Here is a 17706-nt window from a genome sequence, read left to right as displayed (position 1 = left end):
TTGTTTGCGAGCTGACGCTTAATCTAAGCTCAAAATCCGCGCTTTGGAAGTGTTGTTGGGTAATTAGTATTACTATATAGTCGTTTTCGACGGAGGGATGGCCCTGGCTGTTTTGGCGAGAGGCGTCCCCCGAGGTTCTATAAAAACAACAATCGGAGACCGATCTCATGAGCCAGGAATTGCGGCTTGTCCGGCGCATCACACTGAAACTGATTCCCTTCCTGATCCTGCTGTACCTGATCGCCTATGTGGATCGCTCCGCCGTCGGCTTCGCCAAGCTGCACATGGGCGCCGACATTGGCATCGGCGACGCCGCCTACGGCCTCGGTGCCGGGCTGTTTTTCATCGGTTACTTTCTTCTGGAAATCCCCAGCAACCTGATGCTCGAACGCTTCGGCGCGCGGCGCTGGTTCGCGCGGATCATGATCACCTGGGGCGCGATCACCATCGGCATGGCCTTCGTGCAAGGGCCGCACAGCTTCTATGTGATGCGCTTTCTGCTCGGCGCGGCCGAGGCGGGCTTCTTCCCCGGCGTGCTGTACTACATCACCCAGTGGTTCCCGGTGCGCCATCGCGGCAAGATCCTTGGCCTGTTCATCCTGTCGCAACCGATCGCAATGATGATCACCGGTCCCGTGTCCGGCGGTTTGCTGGGCATGGACGGCATCCTTGGTCTGCACGGCTGGCAGTGGCTGTTCATCGTCATTGGCACCCCGGCGATCCTGCTGACATGGCCGGTCCTGCGGTGGCTGCCGGACGGCCCGCAGCAAGTAAAGTGGATGGATCAGGCGGAAAAAGACTGGCTGACCGGCGAGCTGAAAAAGGACTTGCAGGAATACGGTCAGACCCGTCACGGCAACCCATTGCATGCACTGAAAGACAAACGCGTGTTGCTGCTGGCGCTGTTCTATCTGCCAGTGACCCTGAGCATTTATGGCCTCGGCCTGTGGCTGCCGACGTTGATCAAACAGTTTGGCGGCAGCGACCTGGTTACCGGGTTCGTTTCTTCGGTGCCGTACATTTTCGGGATCATCGGCCTGCTGATCATTCCGCGCAGCTCCGATCGTTTGAATGATCGCTACGGCCACTTGGCGGTGCTCTATGTGCTCGGTGCGCTGGGCCTGTTCCTCAGTGCCTGGCTGTCGATGCCGGTAGCGCAACTGGCGGCGCTGTGTCTGGTGGCGTTTGCCTTGTTCTCGTGCACTGCGGTGTTCTGGACTTTGCCAGGGCGCTTCTTTGCCGGCGCGAGTGCCGCAGCGGGAATTGCCTTGATCAACTCGGTGGGCAACCTCGGCGGTTACATCGGGCCGTTCGTGATCGGCGCATTGAAGGAGTACACCGGCAACCTGGCTTCGGGGCTGTATTTCCTCTCGGGCGTGATGGTGTTCGGGCTGATTCTGACCGGCATCGTTTATCGCGTGCTGGAACGCAAACACGTGTTGCCCGTCGACCAGTTCGCCGCCAGCGCCCGTGGCGCGACCCGCACTTGACTGACAACACTGGCCCCTGTGGGAGCGAGCCTGCTCGCGAAGAGGCCATCACATTCAACACTGTTGGTGACTGATACACCGCTTTCGCGAGCAGGCTCGCTCCCACAGGGATAGCGGCGTTTTTGATGGAACAGGAGAAAATCATGCATCTGGTTCAATTCGAATTACCCAACGGCGAGCGCCGTGTCGGCGTGGTCGACAACGGTCAGGTCCGCGAAGTCGAGGACGCCCGCAGTGTCCGTGATCTGGCCCTGGCCGCGATCGAAGCCGGCAGCTCCCTTGAGCAGCAAGTGCAAAGCCTCGGCCTCGGTGCCAGCCACGACTACGCGCAGTTGCTCAAAGACCTGCGCATCCTGCCGCCACTCGATCACCCGGACCCGGCCCATATGCTGGTCAGCGGTACCGGCCTGACCCATCTGGGCAGTGCCTCGGCCCGGGACAAGATGCACCAGCAGGCCGGCGATGAAGCGGCAATGACCGACACCATGCGCATTTTCAAATGGGGCGTGGAGGGCGGCAAACCAGCGGCGGGGCAGGCCGGCGTGCAACCGGAATGGTTCTACAAGGGCGACGGCAGCATTGTCGTGCGTCCGGGGCAGCCGTTCCCGCTGCCGCCGTTCGCCGAAGACGCTGGCGAAGAGCCGGAGATGGCCGGCCTGTATGTCATCGGCAACGACGGCAAGCCGTATCGCCTCGGTTTCGCGGTGGGCAACGAGTTCTCCGACCACGTCATGGAGCGCAAGAATTACCTCTACCTCGCGCACTCTAAATTGCGCAGTTGCAGTTATGGCCCGGAACTTCGTACCGGTGAATTGCCTCAACACCTTGCCGGCACCAGCCGAATCCTGCGTGACGGCGAAGTGCTCTGGCAGAACGAGTTTCTCAGCGGCGAGGCCAACATGTGCCACAGCCTGGCGAACCTCGAATACCACCACTTCAAATACAGTCAGTTCCTGCGCCCGGGCGACGTGCACATTCACTTTTTCGGCACTGCGACCCTGTCGTTTGCCGACGGCATCCGCACCCAACCGGGCGACACGTTCGAGATCAGCCAGGCCGACTTCGGCGCTGCGCTGGTCAACGGTATCGCACCGGTCAAAGCGGCTTTTGAACCGGACAGCATCGGCACCCTTTAAGGAGATCCCATGACTCAGATTCTCGGTCACAACTACATCGGCGGTCAGCGCAGCGCCGCCGGCAGCGTCAAACTGCACTCGGTCGACGCCAGCACTGGCGAGGCCCTGCCGCACGATTTCATTCAGGCCACGGCCGAAGAAGTCGACGCCGCCGCCAAAGCCGCCGCTGCGGCTTACCCAACGTATCGCAGCCTCAGCGCCGAACGTCGCGCGCAGTTCCTTGACGCGGTCGCCGATGAGCTGGATGCGCTAGGCGATGATTTCGTTGCCGTGGTCTGCCGCGAAACCGCGCTGCCGGCCGGTCGTATTCAGGGTGAGCGCGGTCGCACCAGCGGGCAGATGCGTCTGTTCGCCAAAGTCTTGCGTCGCGGTGATTTCTACGGCGCGCGCATCGATCTGGCGCTGCCGGATCGCCAGCCGCTGCCACGTCCGGATCTGCGCCAATACCGCATCGGCCTCGGCCCGGTCGCCGTGTTTGGCGCGAGCAACTTCCCGCTGGCGTTCTCCACTGCCGGTGGCGATACCGCAGCAGCACTGGCCGCTGGTTGCCCGGTGGTGTTCAAGGCCCATAGCGGCCACATGGCTACCGCTGAGCTGGTCGCCGACGCGATCATTCGTGCCGCAGAAAAAACCGCCATGCCCGCCGGCGTGTTCAACATGATCTACGGTGGCGGCGTCGGCGAATGGCTGGTCAAGCATCCGGCGATTCAGGCGGTTGGCTTCACTGGCTCGCTGAAGGGCGGTCGCGCCTTGTGCGACATGGCTGCCGCACGTCCGCAACCGATCCCGGTGTTCGCCGAGATGTCGAGCATCAACCCGGTGATCGTCCTGCCTCAGGCGCTCGCTACGCGTTCGGAAACCGTCGCGCGTGACCTCACCGCTTCGGTGGTGCAGGGTTGCGGTCAGTTCTGCACCAATCCGGGTCTGGTCATCGGTATTCGCTCACCGCAGTTCAGTGCGTTTGTCCAACAAGTCGCCGCTGCAATCGGTGATCAACCGGCGCAAACCATGCTCAACGCCGGCACCCTCGGCAGCTATGGCAAAGGCCTGGAAAAACTCCTCGCGCACAGCGGCATCGAGCATCTGGCCGGTAATCCGCAGCAGGGCAATCAGGCGCAGCCGCAGTTGTTCAAGGCTGATGTCAGCCTGTTGATCAACGGCGATGAAGTGCTGCAGGAAGAAGTGTTCGGCCCGACCACGGTGATAGTGGAAGTGGCCGATCAGGCACAACTCAGCGCGGCGCTGCATGGCCTGCACGGTCAACTGACCGCGACGATCATCGGTGAGCCGTCTGACTTCGAGCAGTTCGCTGAACTGACGCCACTGCTGGAACAGAAGGTCGGGCGCATCCTGCTCAACGGTTATCCGACCGGTGTCGAAGTGTGCGATTCGATGGTGCACGGCGGGCCGTACCCGGCGACGTCCGATGCGCGCGGCACGTCGGTGGGCACGCTGGCGATCGATCGCTTCCTGCGCCCGGTGTGCTTCCAGAACTACCCGGACAGCTTGCTGCCCGAGCCACTGAAAAACGCCAACCCGCTGCGGATTCAGCGTTTGGTGGATGGCAAGCCATCGCGTGAGGCGATCTAAAGCCAACCGGAAATCCTCTGTGGGAGCGAGCCTGCTCGCGAAAGCGGACTATCTGCCAGTTATTTGTTAACTGGCACACCGCCTTCGCGAGCAGGCTCGCTCCCACAGAGGTTCCAGCAGGGGCCTCTGGATCACATTGGGCTATCATTGGCCCTTTCCCCCCTAGAAAGACTGTTTGCCATGACTGCCCAAACCCTTCTCAACGCCCTCGAACACTGCGGTATGGTCGAAATCGATGGCCTGCACGCCTTCGAATTCGCCCTCGACGAGGACGATAACCTGCACATCGAATGCATCGATGGCCGTGAAGCCAAACACTGGGAATTCACCCCGGCGCAGGTCGCGCAAGCGACGTTCGATGAGACGCTGCAGAGCTGGCTGATCACCGGTTACGCCAGCGACACCAAGACCACGGGCGAGCATCGTCTGGTGTGCATCGGCGACGTAGTCAGCAGCAGCGACGATGAGGATGACAATAATGAAAATGCGTAACTTCTGGCCATTGCTGATGGCCGGCAGCGTCGGCGCGATGGGGCTTTCGAGCGCCTCTGCCGACACCTTGCAGTTGCTGGTCGGCTCGTACACCGCTGGTTCCAGCCAGGGCATCTACCGCATGCAGTTCGACAGCGCCACCGGCCAGATCGACGCCAAGCCGCTGCAAGTGGTCAAGACCGAAAATCCATCATGGCTGACCCTCTCGAAAGACCAGAAGCGCTTGTTCGTGGTCAACGAAAACGGCCCGGGCCAGACTGACCCGGTCGGCCGCGTCAGCAGCTTCGCCATCGATCCGAAGACTCACGCGCTGAGCCTGATCAATCAAGTGCAGAGCCTGGGCAACGAGCCGACCCATTCCAGCCTCAGCGCGGATGCCAAACACCTGTTCGTCAGCAACTACTCGGTGATGGAAGATCCGGGCGGCACCCTGGCAGTGTTGCCGGTCGATGCCGACGGCCAACTTAAACCGGTAGTGCAGATGAGCGGGCACCCGGCCAGTCGGGTCAATCCGGAGCGCCAGGCCTCGAATCACGTGCACTCGACCGTTTCCTCGCCGGACGGTCGTTACGTGTTCTCCAATGACTTGGGCGCGGACAAGGTGTTCATCTATCAATACGACCCGAAGGCCAACCCGCACTTGCCGCTAACCCCGGCGAAAACCGCCTCGGTAGCTCTGCCGGCCGGCAGTGGCCCGCGTCATCTGCTGTTCAGCGCCGACGGCAAACACGCCTGGCTGACCATGGAAATGAGCGCACAGGTTGCGGTGTTCGACTACAACGACGGCGTGCTGACGCAGACGCAACTGGTCGATCTGGCAGCGGGCCAGCCAACTTCGGACAAGGCGGGCGCGGCGCTGCATGCCTCGGCTGACGGCAAGTTTCTTTACGTGAGCAATCGCGGCACGGCCAATCAACTCGTAGTGTTCGGCATTGATCCGGCGACCGGTCAGCTCAAAGAGCTGCAAAAACGCTCGGTCGAAGGTGATCACCCGCGCGAGTTTGCCCTTGATCCGAGCGGTAAATTCGTCTTGATCGCCAACCAGAAGAGCAACCAGATTGTCGTCGTCGAGCGCGATGCCAAGACCGGTCTGCTCGGCAAAACCGTGCAAAAACTGCCGATGGACGCGCCAAGTGATCTGAAATTCCTGGTGCGACAATAAGCCACAGGCCCCGGTCTACGGGGCCTGCATCGTTGTATTAATTGCACTGATAACGGCTAATGCTACAAAAGATTTCAAGCGAGCAACCCTCGAGCGTTACGTTTGTTTCACAGCCCGACCGGGCAAATCAAGCAAACGAACACGAGGGTTACCGCCATGAACTTCAATCTCTTCTCCGTCATCGCCGCTTCCGCCATTTCTGCCACCGTGGTATTGCCAGCCGGTGCCAACGTTGAAATCGCCAGCAAAAAATCCCACACCCAGAGCTATACCCAGAAATACCTGCAACAAAGCGCCAACTTCTACGCCGCGCTGGATCACAAAACCCAAGCCTGAGCGCACCGTTCTCCTGTAGGAGCTGCCGAAGGCTGCGATCTTTTGATCTTGTTTTTCATAAGCAAAATCAAAAGATCGCAGCCTTCGGCAGCTCCTACACGTGTGCGTGGCATTTGGTTATAGGTTTCTTCAAGCGAGGGAATAGAACGGCTAAATAATCAACGAGGCTGATGTTCACCATTGCAAACCCTGAGTGGTTACCCCGGCTTTTTTGATTGATTCTGTGGCCATCGAAACCTTTGCCCACGGAGAACACCATGGCCAGCGCAATCCTCACTTCCGCCAAACGCGGCGCCTACCTGGCCATCGGTCTGTACCTGGCCGTGGTGCTGTTCGTCAGCATCGGCGCACAGATGGAACACAGCTTCGACGCCCCGATCGACGTCGCCCACCCCGGCATCCAGTTCGAACTGCGCTCGCAAAGCGCGATGGTCGACAGGGCCGAACTCGCAGGAGTCGGCGGCGCATGAAAGGCTACAGACTCTGGGTCATCGCCAGCCTCGCGCTGATGACCAACGGCGCTTCACTGTTGGGATTTGGCCAGGGCTCGGTGGGCGGCTTGGCCCGGGCCATAGAGGCCAACCACAACATCGCGCACAACATTGAACGAGCCAACACGCTGGGGCTGATGGCCGGCAATCCACCGGTCAAGGTCGCGGTGGATCTTCTCGGGCCGTTTGAAGTGGATTGCATGGCGCTGGGCATGTGTAACGCCCTGGCCTGACGAAGATCGCCGCCTTCGGCAGCTCCTACATCGGGTTACTTCTTCATGATCGAGGTGAACAGGTCGGATTCGAGGAAACGCTGCAACCACGCCTGCAAGCGAGCATAAGGCGTCTGCGCGAACCACTCCCTATCGACGTGAGCGAACTGCCGGACGAAGGGCAGCAGGGCGATGTCGGCGAGGCTCGGATGATCGGCCAGCAAGTAGTCACGTCCTTCAAGCAGCTCATCCAGTTTCTGCAGAAATAACGCACCTTCAGCCCGATAAGCTTCCATCGGCTGCTCAGGGTAACGCTCGGCGTACTTGTAGCGATTCAAAGCCGATTTGAAAATCTGATCATTGCCTTCAATCAGTTTCTCCATCCACAGCGCCGCGAACGAATCACCGGCCAGCAACCAATCATCCGGATCATTCTGCGCCAACGCCCAGCGCATGATCTGCAGACTCTCATCGATCACCACGCCATCGGCATTCAGCACCGGCACGGTGCCCTTGGGCGAGAGCACGAGCATTTCCGCCGGCTTGTTCTTGAGGCTGACTTCGACAATCTCTACCGGCACGCCTGCATAACGCAGGGCCATTCGCGCACGCATGGCGTAAGGGCAGCGGCGGAAGGAATACAGCGTGTTCATTTCACCTCCAGCGTGCTCAAACCATTGCCCTGACGCCGCACCTGAATCTGCACCGGAATCCGTTCGTGCATTTCCTGCACGTGGGAAATCACCGCCACCTTGCGCCCCTGCGCCTGCAAGCCATCGAGCGCGTCCATGGCCAGTTGCAAGGATTCCGGATCAAGGCTGCCGAAACCTTCGTCGATAAACAGCGATTCGATTTTCAGCGTGCTCGACGCCATTGACGCCAGACCCAGTGCCAACGCCAGCGAGACCAGGAACGTCTCGCCGCCGGACAACGAATGCACCGAACGCAGTTCGTCGCCCATTTCCGTGTCCATCACCAGCAGACCGAGCATGCTGCCGCCGCGTTTGAGGCGATAGCGTTTGACCAGTTGGCGCAGTTGCGCGTTGGCGTGATGCACCAGCAGGTCGAGGTTGTACGCCTGGGCGATCTTGCGGAAGGTGTCACCGGTGGCCGAGCCAATCAAGGCACTGAGCCGCGCCCAGCGCTGGTACTCGGCATAAGCCTCGGCGATCTGTTGGGCCAGCGCCTGATTGGCGTTCTGCCGGCGCTGGTCTTCAACCTGTTCGGCGCGCAATTCGGCGCACTGCTGTTCGCTGACGGCAAACTGGTTTTGCAGCTCGGCGAGGGCGCTGTCGAGCTGTTCGGCGTCAAGATTACCGTCCTGCCGGGCCTGGTGATCGAGCAGACGCTGATCGCGCTCCTGCAATAAGACCAGGGCCTGTTCGATGGCTTTTTCGTTGTGCTGAAGGGTCTGACGCAGGTCGGCGACTTGCGCGTCGTCGAAGCGCAGCAAGTCTTCCAGGCCGCTGTCATCCAGTTCCGAGTGGCTGGCGCGCCAATCGGCGATCTTGCCGGTGAGTGCCTGGTCTTCAGCTTCCAGTGCTTGCAGGCGATCCTGCTGTGACTTGAGTTCGGCTGCGATCCGCACCAACTGCGTGCGCACGCTTTGCAGCTCCTCAGCGGTGCTGGTTTCGGCGACGCGCGCCTGTTCCACCGCGTGTTCTAGCTGCCGCTGCCAGTGCTCGGCGCTGTCGTGCTCGCCAAGTAACTGCGCGAGTTTTTCCTGACAGTTTTGCTGTTGCTCGGTCAACGCGGTGGATTGCTGCTCGGCGCTTTGCAGTTGCTGAGTGCGCAGCTGCTGGCGATCCTGCTCTTTCTCCAGCGTCTGCTGGCGTTGCTGTTGTTCGCTCAACTCTTCCTTTTGCTGCTCAAGCCGGGCCAGACGCTCGGCGATCTGCCGATCCAGCTGCATGAACGTTGCCGCCGGCTCAAGGCGCAAGGCCTCAAGCGTGTCGGCGGGCAACAGCGGGCCAAACGCGGCGAGTTCTTCTTCAAGACGCTGACGATCACTGTTGAGTTCATGCTGCTGATGGCTCAGCTGTTGCGCCGCTTGCTGATGAGCCACTTCGGCCTGACGCAGCAGCTGGGACAGGCGCGCGGCGTCCTGCTGCAAGGTGAGCAGGGCGCTTTGCCGTTGTTCGTCCTGAGTGATGCTCTGGTTCAATTGCTCGTTCTGGCGGCTGAGCCAGGCGTCGCGTTTGTCAGTGTCCTGATTGAACAGTTGCGCGGCCAGCGGATGCGCCTCGAGGCTCGGGGCCAGGGCTTGTTGCTGCGCCGCGAGTTGTTCCTGTTGCTGGAGCAATTCTTTCTGTTGGGCGATCACGCCACCGACTTCGCCGCGCAGTTCGATCAGTTTTTCCTTGAGCTGATCGACCACTTGCTGGGCGTTGGCCTGTTCGCTTTCATCGTGACGGCCGAGGCTTTGCAGCAGCGCCTCGGGCTGATGATAGGGATGCTCGTTGCTGCCGCAGACCGGGCAGGGCTGATCGTCCTGCAACTGCGCGCGCAACTCTTCGACACTGGCACTGCGCGCCAGCCGCTGACGTTCAAGCAGTTCGCGAGTGACGCTGAGGGTCTGCTCGGCGACGGTCAGTTCGGCCTTGGTTTTCACCCCGTCCTGGGTCAGGCGTTCGCGTTGCTGCTGCGCGTCGAGCTGACGTTGTTGCAACTCGGCGCTGCGCTTGTCGAGATCCTGCTGAGTCGCCCACAAGCGCGACAAGTCTTCGATCGCGCGCAGCTGTTTGCGGTTGTCCTGCAGCAAAGTGCCGAGCAGGCCGATCTGTTCGGCCACCGCATCGGGCTCGGCGCCAGCCTCTTTGAACAGCACTTCCAATTGTTGCTTGTGCGAGGCCAGTTGCTCAGCACTGCGCGCGGCGTTCTGTTCGAGGGACGCCAGTTCGCTCTGGCCTTTGTTCAAGCGGTTGCCGATCAGCATCAGCTGTTGCAGACGATCGCGATAGGCGCTCCAGGCATCGCTCAAGGGCGCCAGATGGGCGCTCTGCTCAAGCTCGTTGGCGATGCTTTGCAAGCGTGCGGCGACTTCATCCTGTTTTTCCTGCAAGGCCTGAATCGCGCTCTGGCCATCCTTGAACGCTTGCTCGGCCGCTTGCCGGGCTTCGGCGCTGCTGGCAGTGTCCTTGATCAGACGGGCGAGGGTGCTTTGTTCTTCGAACGCCTGACGCAGCAACGGCGCGTTTTCGCTCTGCCGCTGCTGCGCTTCGCTCAGGGCGACTTTCGCTGCGTCGAGGTTTTGTTCCAGCTGCGTCTGGCGTTCGCCCAGCGCCGCGTGTTGTTGGGTGTGTGCGGCAATCTGCGCCGCCAGTGGCGTCAGCAGCGCGTCAAGCTCGGCCTTGCGCGCGAACTGATGGCGTTGCGGGCCAAGCTGTTCCAGACGCGTCAGTTTCACCCGCTCGCCGGCCAGTGCCTGCCATTGCTGTTGCGCGGTTTGCAGTTGTTCACTGGCGGCTTTTTGCGCGTCCTGCAACTGACGCAAATCCTTCAGCCAACTGTGTTGTTGCTCAAGCTGTTTGAGCTGCGCCTGTTGCGCCTTCATCTGTTGCTGCGCGGTGTTGAAACGCTCGTCGAGTTCGGCGCGCGCTTCCGGCGCCAAAGGCGTCACACCGGTGGCCTGATCCTGCAACAGCTTGTGTGCTTCGCGGGCTTCTTTGGTCTTGTCGAAGGCGCGGCGGCCGAGGCGTGTGTAGAGCGCGGTGTCGGTGAGTTTTTCCAGCAGTTCACTGCGGTCGTTATCGTCAGCCTTGAGGAACGCGCTGAACTCGCTCTGCGCCAGCAACACAGCGCGGGTGAACTGTTCAAAGTTCAGGCCCAGTGCGGCTTCCAGCTGAGTTTTGTATTCGCCTTTCTGGCTGGCGAGCAGTTGATCCTGATCGATGTCGCGCAGGCTCTGCCGACTGGCTTGCAACTTGCCGCCAGCCTTCTCGCGGGCACGGTTGGCTTCCCAACGCGCGCGATAGCGGCGGCCATCGACGCCGACAAAATCCACTTCGGCATAGCCTTCACCGGTGCCACGCCGCAGCAAGGTGCGCGGGTCGCCGGTGGCGATTTCACCGTCGGCATCCGGAACTTTGGCATCGCGGCCGGTGTTGTTCAGGCGCGGCACAGCGCCGAACAGTGCCAGGCACAAAGCGTCGAGCAGGGTACTTTTGCCGGCGCCGGTCGGGCCGGTGATTGCGAACAGGCCGGCGCTGGCCAGCGGTTCCGCGGTGAAATCAATCTCGAACGGCCCGGCCAGCGAGGCCAGGTTCTTCAAACGAATGGCGAGGATTTTCATGGTTGCTCGCCCTCCAGTTGCACGTCCTGCAGCAGTTCAGCGAAGTCCTTGAGCGTCTGATCGTCGACCTCGCTGCCGTAGTTGTCGAGCCAGGCGCGGCTGAACAGTTCCTGCGGGGTGAGCTGGTCGAGTTCGATCAGCGTGCTGCCGTCATCGCTGCCATCGGCGCCACGATTGCCAGCGTATTCAGCGGCGATGCGCACCAGGCGCACGGCTTTGCCTTGCAGTGCGGTTTCCACTTGGTGGCGCAGATCCGGCTGCGGCTCATCCAGACGCACGCGCACTTCCAGCCATGGCTGGCGCTGGGTTTCGGCGAGCAGATCGATGTTCGGCAGGTCGGCCAGTTGCAGCAGGATCTCGGCCAGCGGCGCCGGGCCGATGCGCTGCAGATTGACCGAGCGCGGGATCAGTTTCGGCTCGACGCTGACCAGTGTTTCACCGTCGAGGACCACATCGAGAATCTGATGCTGATAGCCGATTTCGGAGAACGACAGCGGAATCGGCGAGCCGCTATAGCGGATGCGCTCCTCGCCGTTGACCTTCTGCGGCTTGTGCAAATGGCCGAGGGCGACATAGCTGATGCTTTCGCCGAACAGGCTGGCGGGTAGGGCTTCGGCATTGCCGATGATCAGGCTGCGCTCGGAATCCTCCGACACCGAACCACCGGCCATGTGCGCGTGGCTGATAGCGATCAACGCCTGCCCGGGCCGGCGCTTGGTATTCGCCGCCGCGATCAGCCATTCATGCACTTGACCGATGCCGCGCAGATAGTTGTCACCCAGATGCGCGCCAGTGACTTCCGCCGGGCGCAAGAATGGCAGTGCCAGGCACCATGCGGCGATTTCACCGGTTTTATCCGGCAACGGCAGCAGCAGCCGGTCGGCATCGAGTTGGCCGTCATCCAGCCACAGCACCCGACCCAACGCGTGAGTACGCAAACGCCGCATCAACGGCGCCGGCAGCTCGATCCGCGAGCCGGAATCATGGTTGCCGGCAATCATCACGATGGTCAGCAGCGGCTGCTGTTCGTGAGCGCTGACGATGAAATCGTAGAGGCGTTCCTGAGCTTTGACTGGCGGGTTGACCGTATCAAAGATATCCCCGGCGATCAGCAGCACATCCGGCTGCGCCAGGTGCAACTGGCGCAGCAGCCATTCGAGAAAACACGCGTGCTCGAAATCGCGCTCCTGGCCGTGCAGGTTTTGCCCAAGGTGCCAGTCGGAGGTGTGGAACAAACGCAAGGTGAACTCCGCATTTTGATCAAGAGGGTGGCCGCGAGGAACAAAGGGCGGCGAGAGGAGGGGAGTTTACTGGCAAATCACGCCCCTTGCCTTGTCGTGTGTCTGCTTGCACCGACAGCGGCGAATATTTCGGTAATCGGCCGATGCGGCTGGCGCTTGTGCATCTGCCGCACCAACTCGCTCAACCGCAACAACTCTTCGCTCGGCTTGGCCCATTGCTCTTCCGGCAATGGCTCGGACCATTCGCGCATGACTTCCGGCAGCGCCTGCTTGCCGATTCTTTCCAGGCGGCGCACTTCCCATTCGACCAAACGGTTGGGAATCGTCCATAAAGTCATGATGTGATACAGGTACCAGAAGAACCCCGACAACCGCGAGCGGCGGCCTTCATGGATCTCCTGATGCACCCGCGCGCGGGCGTTACGGAAAGTGTGCAGGCCTTCGTGGGGCGGGTCGTCCGGGCCTTGAAGGTCTTGCAGGTCCTGAATCGATTTGAGGTCGTTGACTTCGTACTCCATGTAACCGCGAATCGCTTCCCAGTGGCTGATCGCGAGCTCCAGGCCGGCGCATTGGAATTCGAGGCTGGTGAGGGTTTCGCCGTGATCAAAACCGATGCCCATGCCGTATTGGCGGTGGATGCCAAACTGGGTGGCGCCTTTGGCTTCGATGATCCAGGCGCTGAGCGACTCCCACGGGACAAAGACCGGCTCGGTGGCGCCTTGGGGCATGAAACAGACTTCGCGGCGTTGACGGTTGAAGCGGGTTGGGATGAGGGAGAGGCGTTTTTTGTGGACGTGGTGCCAGACGCCCAGGTTAATACACAAACAACAAAAAATGGTCAAAGAGCCCGTACCAATCAAAGCATCGAACACTCCTTCGATGGCGCCGCATATGTCATTCCACCCCGAACCTGCCAGAAAAAACATAAACCCAGCAATTGCGGGAAAAAGGCATGTGATCATGAAGGTTGCACTAAAGGGCAACCCTACTGTTACCTGCCACATGAACACTTGCGGCGGTCCTATCCCGAATTCCATGAAGACGTGATTCAGTTCACCGATTTGCGGTCCAAAGGGTTGCTGTACGGTAGGCAATGGCAACGGTGCCAGATAAGTAATTTTTCCGCTTGGAAACGGTTCGATATCTCCCGCCTGCCTGGCCTGGTTGCTTGCGTTGTCTTGGTCATTCGGCATGGTCGGCTGGGTCCAGAAACTGTGTTTCGATGAACAGTACAGGTGGTTTGTCTTTTACAAGCTCAGGTGAAACCACCGGAAAATGACCTTTCCCGCGAGGCTCAACATGTATCACCCGAGTTCGTGATACCCATTGACCATTCTCATCCAGAGCCTGAATGCGGATGGCCAGTTCGAGTGTTTCTTTTGCTGGGGTGAATTCCGAGTCGGGTGCTACCGGGTACTCAAGACAGAGCACCAGGCCCTCCGGCATGGACTTGACGATGCGCAGACTCTTTACGATTTCGTCGCTGATGACGTCCCGCTGTTCTCGTGGCGTTCCTCGGCTGTGTAATGGAACTGAAATGCGGTGCGCGCCGATAGCTAAGTGATGCGTCGGTTTCCCACCGAAGGGGGGTGTCAGATCCTTCAAGGTCAATCGAGGCAGGACCAGATGGATATCGCTGGGCTTGGCTTTCAGCAGCAAGCTTTTAAGTCGAGAGTCATGCGCTTGCACGCCGAGTTGCACATAGGGCGCGTGAATCAAAAAAGCCAGATAATTTTGATAATCCTTGAGCGAATGATCACCACGCATATCCGGATCCCGGCTCCATGGCGTTATTTTCAGCCATTTATCATGCGCGCTGATGTTGTAACGGCTGAACAGCCAGACCCCCGATAGTTCAAGCACAGTGAATAACGCACCGGCCAGGTTAAAGCGAAAGAAAACAGTAGACAGGCGTGTGCCAGCAGCGGCCCAGGCTGCGGCTCTTGCCGCTGCGTTTTCGGCGATCAAAACTCTGTGCCCGGCGTGAATGGTATGGCTCAAGGCATACCCGTTATTGGCAGTTGAACCCAACGCGCCAATCGCGGCCAACGCAGTGCTTTTCTCGGCGTGAAAGCTTCCGCCGCGAACGGCCTGTTGCCAGTTTGCATAATGGCTTTTCACGCTTTGCAGCGAAGACAGGAAACCTGAGACATAGGTGAAACTGCCCAAACCAATATGCAGTTTCCCCAACTGCACATGCACGTTTTTCAGCGCCGCTTGCTGAAGATTCGTCGCCAGCAATGAACTGCGGTTTTTCAATGCTGTATCCCCAAGACTTTGCGCAGCAGTAAATCCTGCAGCCCCAGTAGTGATAATCGCATTGGCGAATGGCTGCCAAACCCGTTTATTCGCTGTTTGCCTGCGCAGTTCACGCAAAGCCCCCACCAAATTCACCACCTGCACCAACACCACCAACAACCCCATCCCCTCCGTCCGCACCAGACTCGCCTTCGAAACCCCCGCCACCCCCGCACGAATATTCTCCAGCAACCCGCGCAATTCCCCGTGCTGCGCCGGCGGAAACACCACCGTCAATCCCGCTTTCGCCGGGGTGGCGCCATACAGTCGGGCCGAGCGATCCGGCAGTTCGTCAATCGGGCTTAACGCTGCCGCAAGGCGGCCTTCGAACAGCGCCAATTGCGTGCGCACGCGGACGATTTCCTGCTGCAATTCCATCGCCCGGGCGGTTTTGTGGCCCTGGCGGTTTTTGTTGTGGGTGAGCTGGTTGCGTTCGCGGTTGAGGGTTTTCAGGTAGTCGCGTTCGCGCAGCACTTCCTTGATCGTGGCTTGCAGCGCCGCTTGTTCCGCCGGGGTGGACACGGTGAAGGTCACGCCGCTGGTTCGCGCGGCGTCGAACACGCGCAGGCGCAGGGCTTTGGGCAAGCGCTGGAACAGTTCGTCGAGGTCGGGGATTTTCTCGCCGGCAAGATCAAAGCCTTCCAGCGCCCGGCTCAGGCCGAGGTTCAGCGCCGGGCTGTAGGTGTCTTGCACCGCGTCCGCCAGGACGCGACTGTGTGCGGGCAGGTCGTCCAGTGCTGGCAGCTGCGGCTGCTCGATGCTCTGCAATTTGGCCAGCCAGTCCGGCAGGTTGTTGAACATCGCCATGCCAGCGTTGAACAGCGTTGAATATTGCCCGGCCTGTTCGGTCTGCAAGCGCAGCGGCAAGGTGTAGAACAGCGGGCGGGTCAGTTGCGGGTGTTGCTCGAGGTAACCGAGCATTTGCTCATTGGCCGCGTCGCTGCGGCCGATGTCCTTGAGACAGGCGTATTCGCTGGCGAGCGCCTGATCGATCTGCACTTGGCCGTCGAAATACCACGCCGAGCGATGGAAACGCCCGGCGCACAGCAGTTGCGCACGATCGGCGGTGATGCGTTCGAGCAGGCGATTCCAGCGTCCGAGATTGTCGCGATGACCGTTCAGCACCTCGTCCATGGCCGGGCGGTCGATCAGATCATTGATGCCGCGTTTGCCGCTGAGCAACGGGCCGTCGAGCACGTCTTTCATCCGCCGGCTCTGGTCCTTGCCGAGGTCGACCAGTGTGCTCAGGTGGCGCTCGACGAATTCGGCCGGGGCGACTTCAGAAAAATATTCGCGGGTGTAAAAGCGTCGGTCCGCCTCGGCGGTGACGCGAGCGTGCGCGGTGAAATCCGGGGCGACGCCGTCGAAACGGTTCAGCGCCAGCGACTCGTCCAGTGCCTTTTCGCGAAGCTGTTGCAACTCAGGCGTGGCTTTGACTGCAACTGGCTCGACCTCACCTCCCTTGTTCAAGTACTCGAGCAGCGCCTGCCGGGTATTTTCCCGATCCGGCTCGGGCAATTGCTCCAGTTCAGCGAACAATGCCTGGGCGCGCGGATCGTCGCTGGCCTTGGCCAGGGTGTCGAAATCCTGAGCGCCCAACTGGCTCAGCGACTCGATGTAGCTGGCCAGCAGATAGTCGCGCTCGTTGTTGTCGGTGTTGCTCCACTGCTCGATCCAGCCGACCACCAGGTCCTGATAATCAGCCAGATCACGCATCACCCCGAGGTCGTCGTTGACCAACAGAAACAGCGTGTCGTCCTGATATGGCCCGCGCACCCGCCCGAGAAATTCGCCGATATGCGCCTCGCGAAAACGTCGCGGGTTTTCCCACAGATAGGGTTCGCGTTCGTGCTCCGGCGCATCGCTGACCTGCACCGTCGGCATCCGCGTGGTGTCCGCCTCGGCCAGCGGTTTTGCCGTGCAGGCCACTTCCGCCAGCCACTGTTTGGCCTGGGCCACGGTGAGCAAATGCTCGCCGCCGATCAGACAATGCACTGGGCCAAGATCGACCGCCTGCATGAAGTGCTCGCGCTCCTCCGCGCTGTCCAGCACCTGTCGGCATTTCGCCGCGCTCAACTGCACATCGGCAAAGGTCACGTAAAGGGTGCTTTTGCGCGAGAAGATCAACGCCGGACGTTCCTCGATGGCGCTGCGCTGATCCTCGCTGACGGTTTTGCCGCGATGCAGCAATGCGCTGATGACGCCTTCAAGCACGCGGTATTCGTAGAGCTCGCCGCTGAGGCTGTCGACGATGTACAGCCAGCCATCGCGCAGGCGGCGGATGCCCATGGGGCGCGTGGTCAGGGTGTAAGGCGGCGTGATTTCGGTGCTGGGGTCGAAGGGTTTTTCCACCAGGCCGTACGCGAGGGGTAACAGTTGCACGTGGGTGTTGCGCAAGGGGCAGGCGGCTGGCGCACCAATAGGTGCTTTCGAGGCGGCAGCTGCCGCAAGGTTGGCGGGGTGCATCATTGAGCACATTTCCCTGTGTCTGTTTGTGACAGAGAAATGTGCGTGTATCTGGAAAACGACAGCAGTCAGATCTTTCTGTGTTTTGCGTAGGAATCGAACACTCGGGATTAAACCTACGAGGGATCGTCTGAAATCTTACAGAGGTTGCTTCGGATGAACCGTGAGTAACCCTGAAGGCGTACCCGCGCTCGCAAACCGACGCAGGGCAAACAGAGCCTTTAACAGGCGCATTGCCCGAGGATACGGGCTGTACCGCTCATCGAAACCGATTGTTCAACCAATCCATTGATTGACGCCAAAAAGGTGGCCACCTAATATCATGCCGGCTGGTGCGCTAGTGCAGAGACGCCAGCGACTCTTTGCGCTCATCCGCGCCGCTGTCCGGCCGAGCATGGCACCTGATCAGACCGATTATTGCCCGTTGCAGGATCTTCTACATGTACGTTCGTCGTACGTATTTCTCGCGCACCAGTCTCCTGCCCCTGTGGGCGAACTCAT

General features: G+C 60.4%; 13 protein-coding genes. 8 read left to right on the top strand and 5 right to left on the bottom strand.

Annotated elements, in window-relative coordinates:
* The first annotated feature begins 167 nt into the window (after positions 1-167).
* From AB4N53_RS08120 to AB4N53_RS08085, 8 genes are all read left to right on the top strand, one after another.
* Positions 168-1490, top strand: a complete 1323-nt coding sequence (locus AB4N53_RS08120) for an MFS transporter (protein ID WP_042606778.1) — start codon at positions 168-170, stop codon at positions 1488-1490.
* A gap of 143 nt (positions 1491-1633) precedes the next feature.
* A complete protein-coding gene (araD1, locus tag AB4N53_RS08115; protein ID WP_130911255.1) occupies positions 1634-2626 on the top strand; it encodes an AraD1 family protein in 993 nt (330 codons plus the stop codon).
* Between the two features lie 9 nt (positions 2627-2635).
* The gene (locus tag AB4N53_RS08110) at positions 2636-4216 is read left to right on the top strand and encodes an aldehyde dehydrogenase (NADP(+)) (protein ID WP_460119665.1); all 1581 of its coding nucleotides are present in this window, start codon (positions 2636-2638) and stop codon (positions 4214-4216) included.
* Between the two features lie 180 nt (positions 4217-4396).
* A complete protein-coding gene (locus AB4N53_RS08105; protein WP_460119663.1) occupies positions 4397-4708 on the top strand; it encodes a DUF5629 family protein in 312 nt (103 codons plus the stop codon).
* Positions 4695-5870, top strand: a complete 1176-nt coding sequence (locus tag AB4N53_RS08100) for a lactonase family protein (RefSeq protein ID WP_400555191.1) — start codon at positions 4695-4697, stop codon at positions 5868-5870. Before AB4N53_RS08105 ends, AB4N53_RS08100 begins: the two co-directional genes overlap by 14 nt.
* 156 nt (positions 5871-6026) lie before the next feature.
* The gene (locus AB4N53_RS08095; RefSeq protein ID WP_016775003.1) at positions 6027-6206 is read left to right on the top strand and encodes a hypothetical protein; all 180 of its coding nucleotides are present in this window, start codon (positions 6027-6029) and stop codon (positions 6204-6206) included.
* A 257-nt stretch (positions 6207-6463) separates the two neighbouring features.
* Positions 6464-6676 (top strand): hypothetical protein, encoded by a 213-nt coding sequence (locus tag AB4N53_RS08090; protein ID WP_039763920.1) that lies wholly within the window; start codon positions 6464-6466, stop codon positions 6674-6676.
* Positions 6673-6930 (top strand): hypothetical protein, encoded by a 258-nt coding sequence (locus AB4N53_RS08085; protein WP_460119660.1) that lies wholly within the window; start codon positions 6673-6675, stop codon positions 6928-6930. The genes AB4N53_RS08090 and AB4N53_RS08085 overlap by 4 nt, the downstream gene beginning before the upstream one ends.
* Before the next feature lie 35 nt (positions 6931-6965).
* Here AB4N53_RS08085 and AB4N53_RS08080 read toward each other — a convergent pair whose 3' ends face one another.
* From AB4N53_RS08080 to AB4N53_RS08060, 5 genes are all read right to left on the bottom strand, one after another.
* Positions 6966-7562 carry a glutathione S-transferase gene (locus AB4N53_RS08080; RefSeq protein ID WP_460119658.1) on the bottom strand — a complete coding sequence of 199 codons (597 nt, stop codon included), beginning with the start codon at positions 7560-7562 and terminating at the stop codon, positions 6966-6968.
* Positions 7559-11200, bottom strand: coding sequence for an AAA family ATPase (locus AB4N53_RS08075; protein ID WP_460119656.1), 3642 nt, complete (start codon positions 11198-11200; stop codon positions 7559-7561). Before AB4N53_RS08075 ends, AB4N53_RS08080 begins: the two co-directional genes overlap by 4 nt.
* A complete protein-coding gene (locus AB4N53_RS08070; protein ID WP_460119654.1) occupies positions 11197-12441 on the bottom strand; it encodes an exonuclease SbcCD subunit D C-terminal domain-containing protein in 1245 nt (414 codons plus the stop codon). Before AB4N53_RS08070 ends, AB4N53_RS08075 begins: the two co-directional genes overlap by 4 nt.
* Before the next feature lie 77 nt (positions 12442-12518).
* Positions 12519-13634 (bottom strand): hypothetical protein, encoded by a 1116-nt coding sequence (locus tag AB4N53_RS08065; protein WP_460119653.1) that lies wholly within the window; start codon positions 13632-13634, stop codon positions 12519-12521.
* A complete protein-coding gene (locus AB4N53_RS08060; RefSeq protein WP_460119651.1) occupies positions 13624-17208 on the bottom strand; it encodes a toxin VasX in 3585 nt (1194 codons plus the stop codon). Before AB4N53_RS08060 ends, AB4N53_RS08065 begins: the two co-directional genes overlap by 11 nt.
* Positions 17209-17706: the final 498 nt, after the last annotated feature.

Source organism: Pseudomonas sp. H3_E04 (assembly GCF_054668915.1).
The sequence above is the reverse complement of the archived record's forward strand: the minus strand, read 5'-3'. Positions and strand labels throughout refer to the sequence as shown.

Bases quoted from the DNA above. Each gene is read 5' to 3' on its own strand.
- AB4N53_RS08120 (WP_042606778.1), top strand. From the start codon at position 168: ATGAGCCAGGAATTGCGGCTTGTCCGGCGCATCACACTGAAACTGATT.
- araD1 (WP_130911255.1), top strand. From the start codon at position 1,634: ATGCATCTGGTTCAATTCGAATTACCCAACGGCGAGCGCCGTGTCGGC.
- AB4N53_RS08110 (WP_460119665.1), top strand. From the start codon at position 2,636: ATGACTCAGATTCTCGGTCACAACTACATCGGCGGTCAGCGCAGCGCC.
- AB4N53_RS08105 (WP_460119663.1), top strand. From the start codon at position 4,397: ATGACTGCCCAAACCCTTCTCAACGCCCTCGAACACTGCGGTATGGTC.
- AB4N53_RS08100 (WP_400555191.1), top strand. From the start codon at position 4,695: ATGAAAATGCGTAACTTCTGGCCATTGCTGATGGCCGGCAGCGTCGGC.
- AB4N53_RS08095 (WP_016775003.1), top strand. From the start codon at position 6,027: ATGAACTTCAATCTCTTCTCCGTCATCGCCGCTTCCGCCATTTCTGCC.
- AB4N53_RS08090 (WP_039763920.1), top strand. From the start codon at position 6,464: ATGGCCAGCGCAATCCTCACTTCCGCCAAACGCGGCGCCTACCTGGCC.
- AB4N53_RS08085 (WP_460119660.1), top strand. From the start codon at position 6,673: ATGAAAGGCTACAGACTCTGGGTCATCGCCAGCCTCGCGCTGATGACC.
- AB4N53_RS08080 (WP_460119658.1), bottom strand. From the start codon at position 7,562: ATGAACACGCTGTATTCCTTCCGCCGCTGCCCTTACGCCATGCGTGCG.
- AB4N53_RS08075 (WP_460119656.1), bottom strand. From the start codon at position 11,200: ATGAAAATCCTCGCCATTCGTTTGAAGAACCTGGCCTCGCTGGCCGGG.
- AB4N53_RS08065 (WP_460119653.1), bottom strand. From the start codon at position 13,634: ATGCCGAATGACCAAGACAACGCAAGCAACCAGGCCAGGCAGGCGGGA.
- AB4N53_RS08060 (WP_460119651.1), bottom strand. From the start codon at position 17,208: ATGATGCACCCCGCCAACCTTGCGGCAGCTGCCGCCTCGAAAGCACCT.